Here is a 15,421-nt window from a genome sequence, read left to right as displayed (position 1 = left end):
TCACCGGAGCCGTCGGAGCGGTGCAGCGGCACCACCGCCGTGGCGGGCAGCGTGACGCCGGGGTTCAGCGCGGCGACCTGCGGGTCGTTCCAGGTCTTGATGTCGCCGCGGTACATGCCGGCCAGCACCGTGCCGTTGAGCTTCAGATCGCCGGTCAGGCCGGGCAGGTTGTAGCTGACCTGCTGGGCGGAGATCGCCAGCGCGATGTTCACCAGGCCGGGGTGTTCCTTGACATCCCCCTCGGACAGGTAGGCATCGGAGGCGCCGATGTCGACCGCACCGGCGGCGACCTGAGCGATGCCCGCCCCGGAACCGCTGTCGGCGGTGCTGATCGTGACGTTGGGGTACTGCTGCTGATAGGCCGGCCCCCACTCGCTGAACAGCGAGTACAGCAGGGTGCTGCCGGTCTCGGCCAGTGACACCGCGGCGGTGGCCGGCACGGGCGCCGCGCCGGCCGACGTCGAAGTCGAAGCCGAAGGCGGACTTGAATTCTCCGTCCCGGTCGATCCGCAGCCCGCCGCGGTCAGCGCGGCCAGGGTGAGCAGGACGGTGCCGGCGCGGGCTCGGCGTTGCGGTCTGGGCTCCATCGGCGCAATGCTACTTCCGCGCACCGACTCGCACGGTAAGGTCGGGCCTTGTCTTGACCGCCTCACCAGAGGAGTTCCGTGAAGTTCAGCAGATGTGGTGTCGCACTGAGTCTGCTGACTGCCAGCGCACTGGTGCTCTCAGCCTGCGGCGGCAGCAGCAACGACTCGGCATCATCGAGCAGTTCGGGGGTGGACTGCGGCGGTAAGCAGGAATTGCACGCCAGCGGTTCGACCGCACAGGAGAACGCGATCGAGCAGTTCGTGTACGCCTACATCCGTGCCTGCCCGGGCCACACGCTCGACTACAGCGCGAACGGATCCGGCGCCGGCGTAGACGATTTCGTCAAGAACGAGACCGATCTGGCCGGCTCCGACGTCGCGCTGGATCCGGCCAAGGGACAGCCCGACCAGGCGGCGTCGCGGTGCGGTTCGCCGGCCTGGGACCTGCCGACGGTGTTCGGACCGATCGCGGTCACTTTCAACATCAGCGGCGTGAGCAAGCTGAACCTGGACGGGCCGACCACGGCCAAGATCTTCACCGGCGCGATCAGCACCTGGAACGACCCGGCGATCGCGGCGCTGAACAAGGGCACCAACCTGCCGGCCACCGCGATCACCGTCGTCTACCGCAGCGACAAGTCCGGCACCACCGACAACTTCCAGAAATACCTCGACGGCGCGGCCGACGGCGCGTGGGGCAAGGGAGTCAGCGAGACCTTCAACGGGGGCGTGGGGACCGGCGCGGCGGGCAACAACGGCACGTCGGCCCTGCTGCAGAGCACCGACGGGTCGATCACCTACAACGAGTGGTCGTTCGCGGTGGGCAAACAGTTGAAGATGGCCGGGATCATCACGTCGGCGGGGCCCGACCCGGTGTCGATCAGCAGCGAGTCGGTCGGCAAGACGATCGCCGGGGCCAAGTTCCAGGGCCAGGGCAACGACCTGGTGCTGGACACGTCGTCGTTCTACAGGCCGACCGACGCGGGTGCCTACCCGATCGTGCTGGCGACCTACGAGATCGTCTGCTCCAAATACCCCGACGCCGCCACCGGCGCAGCGGTGAAGGCGTTCATGCAGGCCGCGGTCGGTCCGGGCCAGGACGGTCTGGACCAGTACGGGTCCATTCCACTGCCGGACTCGTTCAAGGCCAAGTTGCTGACGGCCATCAATGCCATCTCGTGACCCACGGATGAGGGTTGCCGTACCGAGTTGCCGGGTGAGGGAAAGGCGGGGCGGTGTCTAACGGTGAACCGGATTCGCGGGCGGGTTCCCAGTTCGGGCCCTACCTGCTGCGGCGGTTGCTGGGCCGCGGCGGCATGGGCGAGGTGTACGAGGCCGTGGACACCCGCAAGGGGCGCGTCGTGGCGTTGAAGCTGATCTCGGAGCAGTTCTCCGGCAACCCGGTGTTCCGTGAGCGCATGCGGCGGGAGGCCGACGAGGCCGGGCGGCTGAACGAACCGCACGTGGTGCCGATCCACGACTACGGCGAGATCGACGGCCTGATGTATCTGGACATGCGCCTGATCGACGGCGTCGACCTGTCCACCATGCTGAAGCGGTTCGGGCCGCTGAGCACGACCCGGGCGGTGGCCATCGTGAGCCAGATCGCCGCTGCCCTGGACGCCGCGCACGCCAACGGGGTGATGCACCGCGACGTGAAGCCGGAGAACATCCTGATCACCCGGGACGACTTCGCCTACCTGGTGGATTTCGGGATCGCCCGCGCCGCCACCGATCCGGGACTGACCCAGACCGGAACGGCGATGGGAACCTACAACTACATGGCGCCGGAGCGGTTCTCCGGCGGCGAAGTGACCTACCGCGCGGACATCTACTCGCTGGCGTGCGTGCTGTGCGAATGCCTGACCGGGACGCCGCCCTACGCGGCGCAGAGCATCGAGCAGGCGGTTGGCGCACATCTGACCGCACCCGCCCCGCGCCCCAGCCAGTTGACCGGCGGGCGGGTGCCGGCCGCGCTCGACGAGGTGATCGCCCGGGGCATGGCGAAGAACCCGCAGGACCGCTACCGCAGCGCCGGGGAGCTGGCGATCGCCGCCCAGCAGGCGCTGGCCGGGCCCGCGCCGGCCCAGGGGGCCACCACCGCGTGGCGGGGCGAGCCGCGGTATGGGCCGACCGACGCCGTGGACACCAGTGCCGAGACGATGATGCGCCCGGCGATACCGGGCGTCGACCACTCCGGGCGGCCGCCGCAGCCCGCCGCCGGCCAAGGCGCCTGGCGCGGCACACCCGCGGCTCCCGCACCGGCCGGGCCCCCGCCGCGGGTGGATTTCAGCTCACCGGCGCAGCGTGTTTCAGCCGGGGTGCCGTGGTACCAGCGCAAGCCGATCCTGATCGGCGCCGCCGCGCTCGTCGCCGTCATCGCACTGGTCGGCTTCCTGGTCAGCCGGCCGTCGCACGGCTCGTCGACCTCGGCGTCCGGCCAGACCGTGCTGCCGTTCGAGGGCATCAACTTCCGGCTCTCCCCGGGCGGTGTCGCACTGGACACCAGCGGCAACGTCTACGTCACCAGCCAGGGCATGTTCGGTCGGGTGCTCAAGTTGGCGCCGGGCTCCAACAAGCCCAGCCTGCTGCCGTTCGACGGCCTCTACCAGCCGCAGGGCCTGGCGGTGGACGGCTCCGGCGCCGTGTACGTCACCGACTTCAACAACCGGGTGGTGAAGCTGGCGGCCGGATCGGACAGCCAGGAGGTGCTGCCGTTCAACGGTCTCAACTACCCGGAGGGGGTGGCGGTCGATTCCGGCGGCAACGTCTACGTCGCCGATCGGGCCAACAACCGGGTGGTGAAGCTCGCCGCCGGGTCCAACGACCAGACCGATCTGCCGTTCAGCGGACTGAAGAACCCCGACGGTGTGGCGGTCGACGCCGCCGGCAACGTCTTCGTCACCGACACCGACAACAACCGGGTGCTCAAGTTGGCCAGCGGCGCGACCACCCAGACCGTGCTGTCGTTCACCGAAGTGGCGGTGCCGTGGGGAATCACCGCCGACGACGGCGGGAACGTCTACGTCACAGAACACGACGCGAACCGGGTGCTCAAGCTGGCGGCCGGCGCGGTCAGCCCGACGGTGCTGCCGTTCACCGGGCTCAACACACCGCTGGACGTGGCGGTGGACAAGTCCGGATATGTGTACGTCGCCGACCGCGGCGATGACCAGGTGGTCAAGCTGAAGGCGGGCTGATCGGCGAACGCGGCACTGCGCCGCGGACTCCGCGGGGGCGTTCCCGCAGGTTGCGATCGGACCCGGTCAGGGGTGGTGCGGCCGACACGGGTCGGATCCGCCACCGCAAGCCTGTGTGCGACACAACCGGTATCCGTGAACGCCATCTGTTGGCCGTCAGACGAGCCGCTGCCGGTTAGGCTGGTGGTCAGTTTTCCGCCGCGGCTGAGCCGGTGGTGCGAGGTGGTCTGGTGAAGGGAGTGTCGTCGGTGAACAACACCGAACCGAGTTCGCGGGCAGGGTCGCGGTTCGGCCCCTATCAACTCGACCGACTCCTCGGCGGCGGTGCCGTGGGCGAGGTGTACGAGGCCGAGGACACCCGCAACGACGAGTCGGTGGCACTGAAGCTGATCTCCGAGACGTTCTCCGCCGACGAGGCGTTCCGCAGCCGGCTGGAGGACGAGGCCGAGGCCGCCGGGCAGTTGACCGAACCGCACGTGGTGCCCATCCGCGCCTACGGTGAGATCGATGACGTCCTCTACCTGGAGCTGGGTCTGATCGACGGCATCGACCTGGCCGCACTGCTGGCTGAATCCGGGCCGTTGAGCACGCCGCGGGCGGTGGCCGTCGTCCGCCAGGTCGCCGCGGCGCTGGACGCGGCGCACAACGCCGACGTGATCCACCGCGACGTCTGCCCGGCGAACATCCTGGTGACCGGTGACGACCTGGCCTACCTGACGAACTTCGGAGTGGCCGCGGCGATCGCGGACCCAGAGGCCGGCAGCTACCACTACATGGCACCGGAGCGGCTCAGCCGTGAACAGGTCACCCACCTCGCCGACATCTACTCACTGGCCTGCGTGCTGGCGGAGTGCCTGACCGGCAGCGCACCGTTCTCGGCAGACAACGTCGACGACGCGCTGGCCGAGCGCCGGAGCACACCACCGCCGCGGCCCGGCAAGCTGCGGCCCGGGCGGGTCCCGGCCGCGCTCGACGAGGTACTCGCCCGCGGTATGGCGAGGAAGCCGCAGGACCGCTACAGCAGCGCCGGGGAACTCGCCGATGCCGCCTACCATGCGCTCACCGAACCCGAGCGGCACCAGGTCGGCCGGATCCTGCGGCGCGGCGAGCCCGCGATGCACCTGCCCGGCGGCCTGCAAGCCGAACCGGAGACGCGCGGTGACGGCAACGGGCGGGGCCGGGCGCAGGTTCCCGCGCAGCCGGGCGCGGTTCCACTGACCTGGCCGGGCTGGACGCCGCCGGACACCGGTGCGGGCACCGGGATCGCGCCGGTGGTGACCCTCCCGCCGTCGCCGCTGCTCACCCCGGCATTCCCGACGGCCCTCCGGCCGATCCCGACGCCGAGCCGGCACCGGATCAAACGCAAGCCGGTCCTGGTCGCGGCCGCGGTGCTGCTCGCCGGCGCGGTGCTGGCCGGCGCGGGCCATCTGATCAGCGGCTCGTCGGCGAAGTCCCCGGTGGCCGCACCGCCGCAGGACATCGTGCCGTTCACCGACCTCGACTACCGGCTGTCGCCGGGCGGGGTGGCACTCGACGGCGCCGGCAACGTCTACGTCACCAGCGAAGGCATGCACGGGCGGGTGGTGAAGCTTCAGGCCGGGTCGACCAAGTCGGACGTGCTGCCGTTCAGTGACCTCTACCAGCCGCGCGGCCTGGTCATCGACGGCGCCGGCAACGTGTACTTCTCCGACGTCAACAACCGGGTGGTCAAGCTCGCGGCGGACTCCAACACCCAGACGGTGCTGCCGTTCTCCGGCCTGGACAACCCGGACGGGGTGGCGGTCGACGGTTCCGGCAACGTCTTCGTCGCCGACCGGGGCAACAACCAGGTGGTGCGACTGGACGCCGCGTCGAACAACCAGACCACGGTGCCGTTCGTCGGGCTGAACAACCCGGACGGGGTGGCGGTCGACGGTTCGGGCAACGTCTACGTCACCGACACCGGCAACAATCGGGTGCTCAAGCTGATGAACGCCACGAATGAGCAGGTGGTGCTGCCGTTCGCCGGGATCGTCTCGCCCTGGGGGATCGCCGTGGACGGCGACGGGAACGTCTACGTCACCGAGCACAACCGCAACAAGGTGGTGAAACTGGCCGCCGGCGCCGCGATTCCGGTGGTGCTGCCGTTCACCGGCCTCAACGCACCGCTGGACGTCGCGGTCGATCAGCGCGGGGACGTCTACGTCGCCGACCGTGGCAACGACCGGGTGGTGAAGGTAACGGCGGACCGGTGAGGACCGTATGAACAACCAACCCGGCTCGCGCGCCGGCACCCAGTTCGGGCCCTACCGGCTGATCCGGCTGCTGGGCGGCGGCGGGATGGGTGAGGTCTACGAAGCCGAGGACACCCGCAAGCACCGGGTGGTGGCGCTGAAGCTGATCTCGTCGCATCTGGCGGGCGACCCGGTGCTGCACGCCCGCATCCAGCGCGAGGCCGACATCGCCGGGCGGCTGACCGAACCGCACGTGGTGCCGATCCACGACTACGGCGAGATCGACGGGAAGTTCTTCGTCGAGATGCGGCTGATCGACGGCGAATCGCTGCGGACACTGCTCAGCCGCTACGGCCCGCTGAGCCCCGCCCGGGCGGTGGCGATCGTGCGGCAGGTCGCCGCCGCGCTGGACGCCGCGCACGCCGCCGGGATCATGCACCGCGACGTGAAACCGGAGAACATCCTGGTGACCGCCGAGGACTTCGCCTACCTGGTGGATTTCGGCATCGCCCGGGCGGCCACCGATCCGGGGCTCACCCAGATGGGCACCGCCGTCGGCACCTACAACTACATGGCGCCGGAGCGGTTCACCGGAACCGACGTCACCTACCGCGCCGACATCTACTCGCTGGCGTGCGTCCTCAACGAGTGCTTGACCGGGGCGCCGCCGTATCGGTCGGAGACCATCGAACGGATGATCGCCGCGCACCTGACCGAACCGCCCCCGCACCCCAGTGCCGAACGGCCCGGCAGCATCCCGCCCGGGTTCGACCAGGTGATCGCCCGCGGGATGGCGAAGCGGCCCGAGGACCGCTACCGCAGCGCCGGTGAACTCGCCGCGGCCGCGCACCAAGCGCTGACCGCCCCGCAGCAGGACCAGGCCGCCACCATTCTGCGCAAGGGCGCAGAGGCGGCGTTCAGCACCGAGACGATGGCGGTGCCGACGCCGTCGGACAGCCAGGTCACCAGCTGGCGTCCCCAGTCCGCACCCCAGTCGGCGTATTCACCGCCGGCGCAGCCGATCTACGCACCGTCGCCGGCCCAGCAGCCGACGTACACGCCACCGCCGGCCCAACCGCCGCAGTTCGACCGGGCGCCCGCGGCCGCAGCCGGCCCCAACCGGCTGATCCTGATCGGCGCCGCGGTGCTGGCGCTGCTGGCCGTCGGGGGCCTGATCGCCTACCTGGTCCGGCCGTCGCACAAGTCCACCGCGTCGGTGCCGGCCGGGCAGAGCGACCTGCAGATCACCGGGATCAACTTCCGGCTGTCGCCGGGCGGGGTGACGATCGACGACGACGGCAACGTCTACGTCACCAGTCAGGGAATGTACGGCCGGGTGCTGAAACTGGCGCCGGGATCGACCACCCCGACGGTGCTGCCGTTCAGCGGGCTGTACCAGCCGCAGGGCATCGCGGTCGACGCCAACGGCACCGTCTACGTCTCCGATTTCAACAACCGGGTGGTGAAGCTGACCGCGGGATCCAACGCGGAGACGGTGCTGCCGTTCAGCGGCCTGAGCTACCCCGAGGGGGTGGCGGTGGACTCCGGCGGCAACGTCTACGTCGCCGACCGCGGCAACGACCGGGTGCTGGAACTGCCGTCCGGGGCGAGCGCCCAGAAGGTGCTGCCGTTCAGCGGACTGAACGACCCGGACGGGGTGGCGGTGGACGGCACCGGCACCGTGTACGTCACCGACACCGACAACAACCGGGTGTTGAAGCTGAGCGCGGGGGCGACCAGCCAGGCGGTGCTGCCGTTCACCGGGGTGGCGGTGCCATGGGGGATCGCGGTCGACGCCAACGCCGACGTCTACGTCACCGAGCACGACAGCAACAAGGTGCTCAAGCTGGCGGCCGGCGCGACCGATCCGACCACCCTGGGGTTCGACGGGCTCAACACCCCGCTGGACGTCGCGGTGGACAAGAAGGGCACGGTGTACGTCGCCGATCGGGGCAACGACCGGGTGGTGCGGCTCACCCAGGGCTGAGCTCAGCGGGCCGTCCGGACGGCGGTGCAGTAGTAGTTGTCGGCGACCGTGCCGTCACCGGCCGTCGGCACCGGGAAACCGCTGTCCGCCAACAGTTCCCGCAGCAGGACCCGCTCCACCTGCCAGCCGTTGCCGGTGAGGTGGGTGGCGACGTCACTGCGCGGCCCCTGGTAGGTCAGCTCACCGAGTTCCACGTCGAGGCCCTGCTCGCGCCAGCGCTGCTCGGCCTGCTGATGGACCTGATCGGAGTCGGGGGAGGTCAGGAACACCTCCGCCAGCAGCCGGCTGCGCTCCGCCGAGAGCGCCGTGACAGCATCGAGCAGCCGGTCCTGGGCGTCGGGCGGCAGGAACGCCAGCAGTCCCTCGGCGATCCAGGCGGTGGGCCGGTTCGGATCGAAGCCCGCGGCGCGCAGCGCGGTGGGCCAGTCGTCGCGCAGATCGATCGGTACGAACCGCAGATCGACCGTGGGTTGTGCGTTCAGACCGGCCAGCACCGACTGCTTGAAGTCGAGGACCTGCGGCTGGTCGATCTCGAATACGGTCGCCGTGGCCGGCCAGGACAGCCGGTAGCCGCGGGCGTCCAGGCCGGAGGCCAGGATCACGGTCTGGGTGATGCCCGTTGCCGCGGCGGCGGCGACGAACTCATCGATGTGCCGGGTGCGCACCGCCAGCAGATCGGTCATCGGCTGCATGCCCCACGGTTGGCCGGGGACGTCGACGTCGCCGGCGGCGATCTCGCCGGTGGCCCACCGGGTGAAGAAATCGACACCGACCGCGGTCACCAGTGGTTCGGCGAACCGATCGTCGATGAGGCCGGCGCGGGTCGCCCGGGCTCGGCCGGCGGCGACCATGGTCGCCGTGACGCCGACGCTGCTGGCCAGGTCCCAGGTGTCGTTGTCGGTGCGGGTCATGGCCGGCCTCCTGAGGAATGCGGGTAACTGTTAGCTCGTGTAACCAACGACTCGTTCGCCTGCTTCCGGGTTCCCGGTAGCATTTTCGGGGTGGACAGCGGTGTGGACAGCCTGGTGGGACCGGTCGGCGACGGGGTCAGTGGCGCAGTCAGGCACGGGCATGACCACCACGGGCACGACCACGACCACGATGGACACGATCACGACCATGGCCGTCCGGTGCACGACGCCGGCTGGGAGCGCGCGGCCGCCTGGGTTCGCCGGCTGGCCTGGATCAGCCTGGCGCTGGTGGGCGCCGAGGGGGCGATCGGGCTCTGGCAGGGCCTGAGCACCGGGTCGATCGCGCTGACCGGCTGGGCGCTGGGCGCGATCCCCGAGGGCATGGCCGGTGCCGCGGTGATCTGGCGGTTCACCGGCGCCCGGGCGCACGCGGCGACCTCCGAGCGGCGGGCGCAGATCGCGGTGGCGATCTCGTTCTGGCTGAACGCCCCCTACATCGCCGCCGAATCCGTGCATCACCTGCTCGATCACGAGCTGGCCGAATCCAGCATCATCGGCATCGCACTCACCGCGACCGCGGTGCTGGTGATGCCGGGGGTGGGCCGGGCGCAGCGCCGGCTGGCGGCGCGGCTGCGTTCGGCGGCCACCGACGGTGAGGGGATCCAGAACTACCTGTGCGCGATCCAGGCCGCGGCCGTGCTGGTCGGGCTGCTGCTGACCGCCAACTGGCCGGGCGGCTGGTGGCTGGACCCGCTCATCGGGCTGGCGGTGGCGGCGGTCTGCGTCTGGCAGGGCTTCCGGTCCTGGCGCGGTGAGGGCTGCGGCTGCTGACCGGCGCTGTGAGTTCGGCGCGCTCAGGCTCGCTCAGCGACGTCTAACGCGCCGAAATCGCAAAGTCCCGACTGCCCCGGAGCTGGTGGTGGTGCTCGACGGGGACAGTCGGGACTCCGATGACGTTACGCCGCGGTGGTGACCGGCGCCACGTTCCCGGTCAGTCCAACTGGTAGCGGATCAGCCGGGAACTGTTTGCGACGACGGCGACCGACGACGCGTTGTGCAGGATCGCGGCCAGAACCGGCGACAGCGCCCCGCCGGCCCCGATCAGCAACCCGGCGGCGTTGACCGCGATCGACATCCCGTAGTTCTGCCGGATCACGTCGACCGCGCGGCCGCCCAGGTCGCGGACGTCGAGCAGTCGCCGCAGGTCGTCGTTGGCCAGTGCGACGTCGGCGGTCTCCACCGCGACGTCGGTGCCTTGCAGCCCCATCGCGATGCCCATGTCGGCGGCGGCCAGCGCCGGGGCGTCGTTGACCCCGTCGCCGACCATGCCGACGACATAGCCCTCGTCCTGCAGTTCGCGGACCACCGCCAGCTTGTCCTCCGGCAGCACCTCGGCGCGCCACTCGTCGATGCCGAGTTCGCCGGCGACCGCCGCGGCGGTCTCCGGGTGGTCGCCGGTGAGCATGATGATCCGGCGAATCCCCTTGCCGCGCAGCTTGGTCAGCACCTCGTGCGCCTCGGGGCGCACCTCGTCGCGCAGGCTGATCAGCCCGACGAGGATGCCGTCGACGGCGAGCAGCAGCGGGGTCTCCGCCTGCGCCCGCAGCTTGGTCACCCAGTCCGCCGCCTTCTTGGGAATGCGGACCTTCTCCGACCGCAGCAGGTTCGGGCTGCCCAGCAGCAGGGTGCGGCCGTCCGCCCAGGTGCGGATCCCGAGGCCCACCAGCACCTCGCACTCCTCGTGCGGCGGGATGCTGATGTGCCGTTCCTCGGTGGAGCGGATCACCGCCTCGGCCAGCGGGTGCCGGGAGTGCAGTTCGGAGCTCGCGGCGTAGGCCAGCACCTGTTCGGGCTGCCAATCCTTGTGGATCGCAACGATATTGGTGACCACCGGCCGGCCCACGGTCAGTGTGCCGGTCTTGTCGAACACGATCGCGTCGATCCGGCCGGCCTGCTCGAGGTGCGAGCCGCCCTTGATCAGGATGCCGCGCCGGGCGCCGTTGCCGATCGCGGCGCTGATCGCGGTCGGCGTGGACAGGCCGACCGCGCAGGGGCAGGCGATCAGCAGCATCGTCATCGCGCGGCGCACATCCCCGGTGAACAGCAGGGTCAGCGCGGACAGCGCGAACGAGGCCGGCACGAACCGTCGGGAGAAGTTCTCCCCGACGGTCTGGATCGGCGCCCGGTCGTGCTGCGCCTCCTCGACCCGGCTGATGATGCGGCCGATCACGGTGTCGTTGCCGACTGCGGTGGCACGCACCACGATCCGGCCGCGCACCACCACCGAACCGGCGTGCACGCGGGCGCCGTCGGTGACGCTGACCGGCAGGGTCTCCCCGGTGATCGCGGACTGGTCGACGATCGCCTCGCCGTCGACGAGCTCGCCGTCGACCGGGATCGCGACGTGGTCGTGCACGATCACCTGGTCGCCGATCTGCAGCGTGTCGATCGGCACCTGGACTTCGGTACCGTCCGCCAGGCGCACCCATGCGGTGTCCTGGTTGCCGCGCAACAGATCCGAGATCGCCCGGCGGGTGCGGCGCAGCGTCAGATCCTGCAGGTACTCGCCGATGTTGAGCAGCCACAGCACGGTCAGCGCGACGACGTTCTCGCGCAGCACCAGGCTGGCGACGGTCGCCGCGGTCACCAGGGCGTCGGTGCCGGCCTTGCCGGACCGGATCGAGCGCAGCGCGCCGCGCAGGAACGGGTACCCCATGAAGACCGTCGCGCCGGTGGCCACCAGCTGGCCGCTCGGCCCGAGCATCGGCGGCCGGGCGAACACGTAGCGGCGCATGCCCAGCAGTGCCAGCGCCGCCCCGCCCAGCACCATCCGCAGCACGTCGGTGTTGCGGATGTCGGCCGAGCGGGGGGTGCGGACCGGGATGAGCTCGGCCGCGACGTGGGCGGCCTCCTCGATCGCGGCCAGGATCTCGGCGGTGTCGCAGCGCTTCGGCGAGTACCAGATCACCACCGAGCCGGTGCGCGGGTAGGCGTGCGCGGTGCGCACCCCGGCAACGCGGCCCGTCGACTCCTCGACGGCGACCGCGCGCCGCGAATCCGACCGGACCCAGGGCACCTGCACCCGGATCCGGCCGGCCGCGTCGGAGACGACCGTCAGTTCAGCTTCGACCGTCATGGCCGTGCTCAGTGGTCGTGGTCGTGTGCGACGGCCGCCGCCGGCGGGGTGGCTTCCTCGCCGATGCGCTCGCGGGCCTCGGCGACCACGTCGGCGACCTTGAGGCGGGCCGACTCGGCGGCCTCCTCGGCACGGCGGGTGCCGCGCAGGCTCCACTCGGTGGCGGTGACCGCGGCGGAGTGCAGCGGGGCCTTGTCGATCGCCTTCTTCAGGATCTCGTAGGCGCTGACGCCGACCAGTCCGGTGACCACGGTGGTAGCGGCCTTGGCGATGAATCCCTGGATGGGCATGGCTGATCCTCTCGTTCTGACTGTCTTGAGCAGTGAGGGTATCAGCATATAAGCATTCGTGCATATATCGGGTGAGTGGCGGTGCGGTGCGTTCAGCGGAATGGTTCCCGTGGTGGCCGATGAGGGGTGGTGCCGACCCGGGGATGCGCGTGCGGACCGCCCGTGGCCGCGAGCGAAAGGCATGCTGGGGCCCGATACGCCTGACGCGTTTCCGTTGTTTGGAGGGCTGCTGCTGCCTGCTGACCGCAGTCAGGTTGAAACCTTCGGCATAGACGATGCCGAGGTCGTCCTCGACGGTGATGGGACACCGGGCGGTCACGGCTATCACCGAGATGGATTGGGCATCAAACGAGATGAGTTTCCGGCCGGCTGGCAGGCCGGCGACGTCGTCGCGCTCACGTACGCCGTGTTCGATCATCCGACTGATGGGCTTCGCGGTCGGCGCCGCGATTCGTTCAGTCTGTATGGAACCTTCCGTGGAGTGGCCGCCGTTATTCGAGTCCGCTTCGAGGAGAACGTCGGATGGCGCATCGCCACGGTTCATCCGTACGACGCGTTACGCTGGGGCGATGAACGCGACCGACTGGGCTACTGAGCTGCTCCGCAGTCATTCGGTTGCGTTGACGGCGGTTCAGATGGACGACACGCGGGCCTTGATCGCTGATGGGGACGGCTGGCTGGCGGCCTACGATCTCTTCCGCGACGGGATCGACGACGGCTGGCTAGACGATGCCGACCTCACTGTGGCCTTGGAGTTGGCGCGTGCCGGGGCGTTCTCGAAATTCAGTGCGGATGTTGAGCGGACATCCGCGGCGCTCCTCAGTCGAAAGACCGAGTCACCTTCTCGGTGACGCGCCGGCGCTCCTGAGCCGCCGGGTCCGGGTTGCCCACCTGCACCAGGGATGCCCCGACGGCGAACACCGACAGCGCGTTGGTCACCAGGTCGGCGGTGGTGTCCCAGGACCGCACCGACCACACCCGATCGGCACCCGTCAGGCCGGCCGCGGCCGCCGCCTTCTCGCACTCGGCCAGCGCGTCCTCCGGTGACCGGCCGGGCAGCGCCGGACCCGGATGCCGCTCGGCGTCGAGTTGGTCGCCGTGCACCCGTACGGCGGTGGCGTAGTCGGTGACGCCGACCGGCAGGTCGGGGGCGGGGCGGCCGAACGGGTCCAGTGACAGCACCGCCACCTCGCCGCCGGTCTCGGCGACCGCCGCGTCGGCCTCGGCGAGCCGGCCGGCGGTGCACAGCGCGATGTCCGCCGGGGCGGGGCCGTCGCCGGCGAGCACCGCCTCGGCGCCGATCCACCACGTCCCGAACAGCACCGCCGCGGTCTGCCAGTGCGCCGGCAGCAGCACCCTGACCCGGCTGCCCGGCCCGGCGCCGAGTTCGTCGCGCAGCAGGTTACCGGTCTTGGCCGCCCAGTTCGCCAGCGTGACCGCGGACAGCTCGATGCGCTCGCCAGTGGCGTCGTCGTAGTAGGTGATGCGCGGACCGACCGGATCGGCACGCAGCATGGATTCGAGGATCACGGTGCTCAAATTGATCACACCGAGAGACGTTAGTGGACGGTGCCGGTTAGTTCACGCACTGGGGATCGTTGGAGCCCGCCGTCAGAATCGGTGACACGACCGGGATTTCAGGCCCCTCGTCGTCCGCGGAGGTCGCGGCCGCGGCCGCGGCCGACCCACCGGTGCCCAGGCCCGAGCCCGGGCCGGTGTAGTCGCTGGACAGCACCACCCGCACCGTGCCGAGGGGCACCGACTCGTTGGTGATCACCGGCAGCCCGCCCAGGTCGCGGGCGACGGCCTGCGCGCCCGGGTCGTCGGCCTTGGCCGCCTGGACCTGGCTGGTGCTGACGTGCGCGCCCTCGTTGTTGCCGACGTTGCCGGTGCCGAAACCCTTCGCGTTCAGCGCGGTGGACACCGCGGCGGCCAGCCCGTTGATATCGGTGTCGTTGAACACGCTGGCCGTGGTCTGGGCCGGCACGTAGCCCAGGTCGTCGGTCTTGCCCTCGTCCTGCTCGTGCAGCAGCCCGCCCACCCAGTCGGCGACCATCGTCGGGTCGACGCGGACCACGCTCTGCATGCCGTCGTCGCTCCAGCCGGACTCCTCGAGCACCGGGATGGTGGCGAACGCCACCTTGCCGCCGGCCAGGTCCTGCAGCTTCTTGATGAAGTCCATCACGTCCCAGCCGGCCGACAGCACCACCGAGCGCTGCACGGCCGCCTGCAGCCGGGACAGGGTCGCCGGGCTGGACAGCGTCTTGCCGGAGATCACCTGGTGGGCCAGCGACGCCATCACCGCCTGCTGGCGGCGGACCCGGTCGAGGTCGCCATGCGGCAGTTCGTGGCGCTGACGGACGAAGCTCAGCGCCTGCGCCCCGGACAGCTTCTGCCAGCCGGCCGGGAAGTCCGCGCCGGAGAGTTCCTCGTAGACCGGCCCGTTGAGGCAGACGTTGACGCCGCCGAGTGCGTCGGTGATCAGCGAGAAGCCGAGCAGGCCGACCTCGGCGTAGTGGTCGACGGTGACACCGGTCAGCGACGCCACCGTCTGGATCAGGGCCTCGCGGCCGGCGGCGGTGCCGCGCGCCTGGGCTTCCTCGGGGGCCATGCCGGACTCGACGAGTTCGTCCGCGGTGTTGAGCCGGACGGCGCCGTAGACGCCGTTGATCTTGGTCTTGCCCAGCCCCGGCGCGTCGACGTAGGAGTCGCGGGGGATGGAGATCGCGGTCGCCGAACGGCCGTTGTTCGGGATGCGGACCAGAATGATCGTGTCGGTGTTGGTGGCCTCGTCGTCGCCGACCCGCAGCGCCGAGAGCTCCTCCGGGGTCAGCGGGTTGCCGTGGGCGTCAGTGCGGCTGTCGCTGCCGACCAGCAGGATGTCGACCGCGCCGTCGGCGCCGCCTTTGCCCAGGGCCATCGCGGCGATGTGGAAGATCCCGTCCTCGAAGGAGCGGACCTGGCTCCAGGCCACCCCGGTGCCCAGCACGACGGCGACGGCCGCCACCGTCGCGATCACACGAATCACTCGTTGCGCAGGCATCACGTCAGGCTACTTGCGTCACGGCTGTATCGCTGGTAGCCAGGGCCGCATAAG

The 15,421-nt window shown here is 70.4% G+C and carries 13 protein-coding genes; 7 read left to right on the top strand and 6 right to left on the bottom strand.

All coding sequences use genetic code 11. The annotated features are described in order from the left end of the window. The coding region (locus tag KIH27_RS15035) for an extracellular solute-binding protein (RefSeq protein WP_214093766.1) at window positions 1-587 on the bottom strand (587 nt) is incomplete at its 3' end. A gap of 78 nt (window positions 588-665) precedes the next feature. On the opposite strand from KIH27_RS15035, the gene pstS reads away from it, so the two are divergent. The 4 genes from pstS (at window position 666) to KIH27_RS15015 (ending at window position 7,987) form a co-directional block, all read left to right on the top strand. Continuing rightward, entirely contained in the window at window positions 666-1,769 is a 1,104-nt protein-coding gene (gene pstS / locus KIH27_RS15030; protein ID WP_214093765.1) for a phosphate ABC transporter substrate-binding protein PstS, read from the top strand. A gap of 53 nt (window positions 1,770-1,822) precedes the next feature. Next, window positions 1,823-3,787: a serine/threonine-protein kinase PknD gene (locus KIH27_RS15025; RefSeq protein ID WP_214093764.1), complete on the top strand. Its 1,965-nt coding sequence runs from the start codon at window positions 1,823-1,825 to the stop codon at window positions 3,785-3,787. Window positions 3,788-4,035: 248 nt separating this feature from the next. Beyond that, window positions 4,036-6,021, top strand: coding sequence for a serine/threonine-protein kinase PknD (locus KIH27_RS15020; RefSeq protein WP_214093773.1), 1,986 nt, complete (start codon window positions 4,036-4,038; stop codon window positions 6,019-6,021). A gap of 7 nt (window positions 6,022-6,028) precedes the next feature. Continuing rightward, window positions 6,029-7,987, top strand: a complete 1,959-nt coding sequence (locus KIH27_RS15015; protein ID WP_214093763.1) for a serine/threonine-protein kinase PknD — start codon at window positions 6,029-6,031, stop codon at window positions 7,985-7,987. Window positions 7,988-7,989: 2 nt separating this feature from the next. Here KIH27_RS15015 and KIH27_RS15010 read toward each other — a convergent pair whose 3' ends face one another. Further along, window positions 7,990-8,898: a class I SAM-dependent methyltransferase gene (locus tag KIH27_RS15010; protein WP_214093762.1), complete on the bottom strand. Its 909-nt coding sequence runs from the start codon at window positions 8,896-8,898 to the stop codon at window positions 7,990-7,992. 219 nt (window positions 8,899-9,117) lie between these two features. Between KIH27_RS15010 and KIH27_RS15005 the strand changes: the two genes are divergently transcribed. Next, a complete protein-coding gene (locus KIH27_RS15005) occupies window positions 9,118-9,729 on the top strand; it encodes a cation efflux transmembrane domain-containing protein (RefSeq protein ID WP_214093772.1) in 612 nt (203 codons plus the stop codon). Between the two features lie 160 nt (window positions 9,730-9,889). On the opposite strand, the gene ctpC is transcribed toward KIH27_RS15005, so the two are convergent. Together ctpC and KIH27_RS14995 are read right to left on the bottom strand one after the other, a co-directional pair. Then, window positions 9,890-12,034, bottom strand: coding sequence for a manganese-exporting P-type ATPase CtpC (gene ctpC / locus KIH27_RS15000; protein ID WP_214093761.1), 2,145 nt, complete (start codon window positions 12,032-12,034; stop codon window positions 9,890-9,892). An 8-nt stretch (window positions 12,035-12,042) separates the two neighbouring features. Further along, window positions 12,043-12,324 carry a DUF1490 family protein gene (locus KIH27_RS14995; protein WP_214093760.1) on the bottom strand — a complete coding sequence of 94 codons (282 nt, stop codon included), beginning with the start codon at window positions 12,322-12,324 and terminating at the stop codon, window positions 12,043-12,045. A gap of 181 nt (window positions 12,325-12,505) precedes the next feature. Here KIH27_RS14995 and KIH27_RS14990 point away from each other — a divergent pair, with 181 nt between their 5' ends. Further along, window positions 12,506-12,919, top strand: a complete 414-nt coding sequence (locus KIH27_RS14990; RefSeq protein WP_214093759.1) for a hypothetical protein — start codon at window positions 12,506-12,508, stop codon at window positions 12,917-12,919. Further along, window positions 12,894-13,175, top strand: coding sequence for a hypothetical protein (locus tag KIH27_RS14985; RefSeq protein WP_214093758.1), 282 nt, complete (start codon window positions 12,894-12,896; stop codon window positions 13,173-13,175). The genes KIH27_RS14990 and KIH27_RS14985 overlap by 26 nt, the downstream gene beginning before the upstream one ends. On the opposite strand, the gene KIH27_RS14980 is transcribed toward KIH27_RS14985, so the two are convergent. Further along, window positions 13,144-13,839, bottom strand: coding sequence for a TIGR03089 family protein (locus tag KIH27_RS14980; RefSeq protein ID WP_214093771.1), 696 nt, complete (start codon window positions 13,837-13,839; stop codon window positions 13,144-13,146). The genes KIH27_RS14985 and KIH27_RS14980 overlap by 32 nt on opposite strands. A gap of 61 nt (window positions 13,840-13,900) precedes the next feature. Beyond that, the gene (locus KIH27_RS14975) at window positions 13,901-15,370 is read right to left on the bottom strand and encodes an LCP family protein (protein ID WP_372451394.1); all 1,470 of its coding nucleotides are present in this window, start codon (window positions 15,368-15,370) and stop codon (window positions 13,901-13,903) included. Window positions 15,371-15,421 lie beyond the last annotated feature (51 nt).

The organism is Mycolicibacter acidiphilus (genome assembly GCF_018455725.1).
GTDB lineage: Bacteria > Actinomycetota > Actinomycetes > Mycobacteriales > Mycobacteriaceae > Mycobacterium > Mycobacterium acidiphilum.
This window is presented reverse-complemented; position numbering and strand designations above follow the sequence as displayed.

Coding starts and splice junctions, on each gene's coding strand:
- ctpC (WP_214093761.1), bottom strand. CDS start 12,034: ATGACGGTCGAAGCTGAACTGACGGTCGTCTCCGACGCGGCCGGCCGG.
- KIH27_RS14990 (WP_214093759.1), top strand. CDS start 12,506: ATGCTGGGGCCCGATACGCCTGACGCGTTTCCGTTGTTTGGAGGGCTG.
- KIH27_RS14985 (WP_214093758.1), top strand. CDS start 12,894: ATGAACGCGACCGACTGGGCTACTGAGCTGCTCCGCAGTCATTCGGTT.
- KIH27_RS14995 (WP_214093760.1), bottom strand. CDS start 12,324: ATGCCCATCCAGGGATTCATCGCCAAGGCCGCTACCACCGTGGTCACC.
- KIH27_RS15015 (WP_214093763.1), top strand. CDS start 6,029: ATGAACAACCAACCCGGCTCGCGCGCCGGCACCCAGTTCGGGCCCTAC.
- KIH27_RS15010 (WP_214093762.1), bottom strand. CDS start 8,898: ATGACCCGCACCGACAACGACACCTGGGACCTGGCCAGCAGCGTCGGC.
- KIH27_RS14980 (WP_214093771.1), bottom strand. CDS start 13,839: ATGCTGCGTGCCGATCCGGTCGGTCCGCGCATCACCTACTACGACGAC.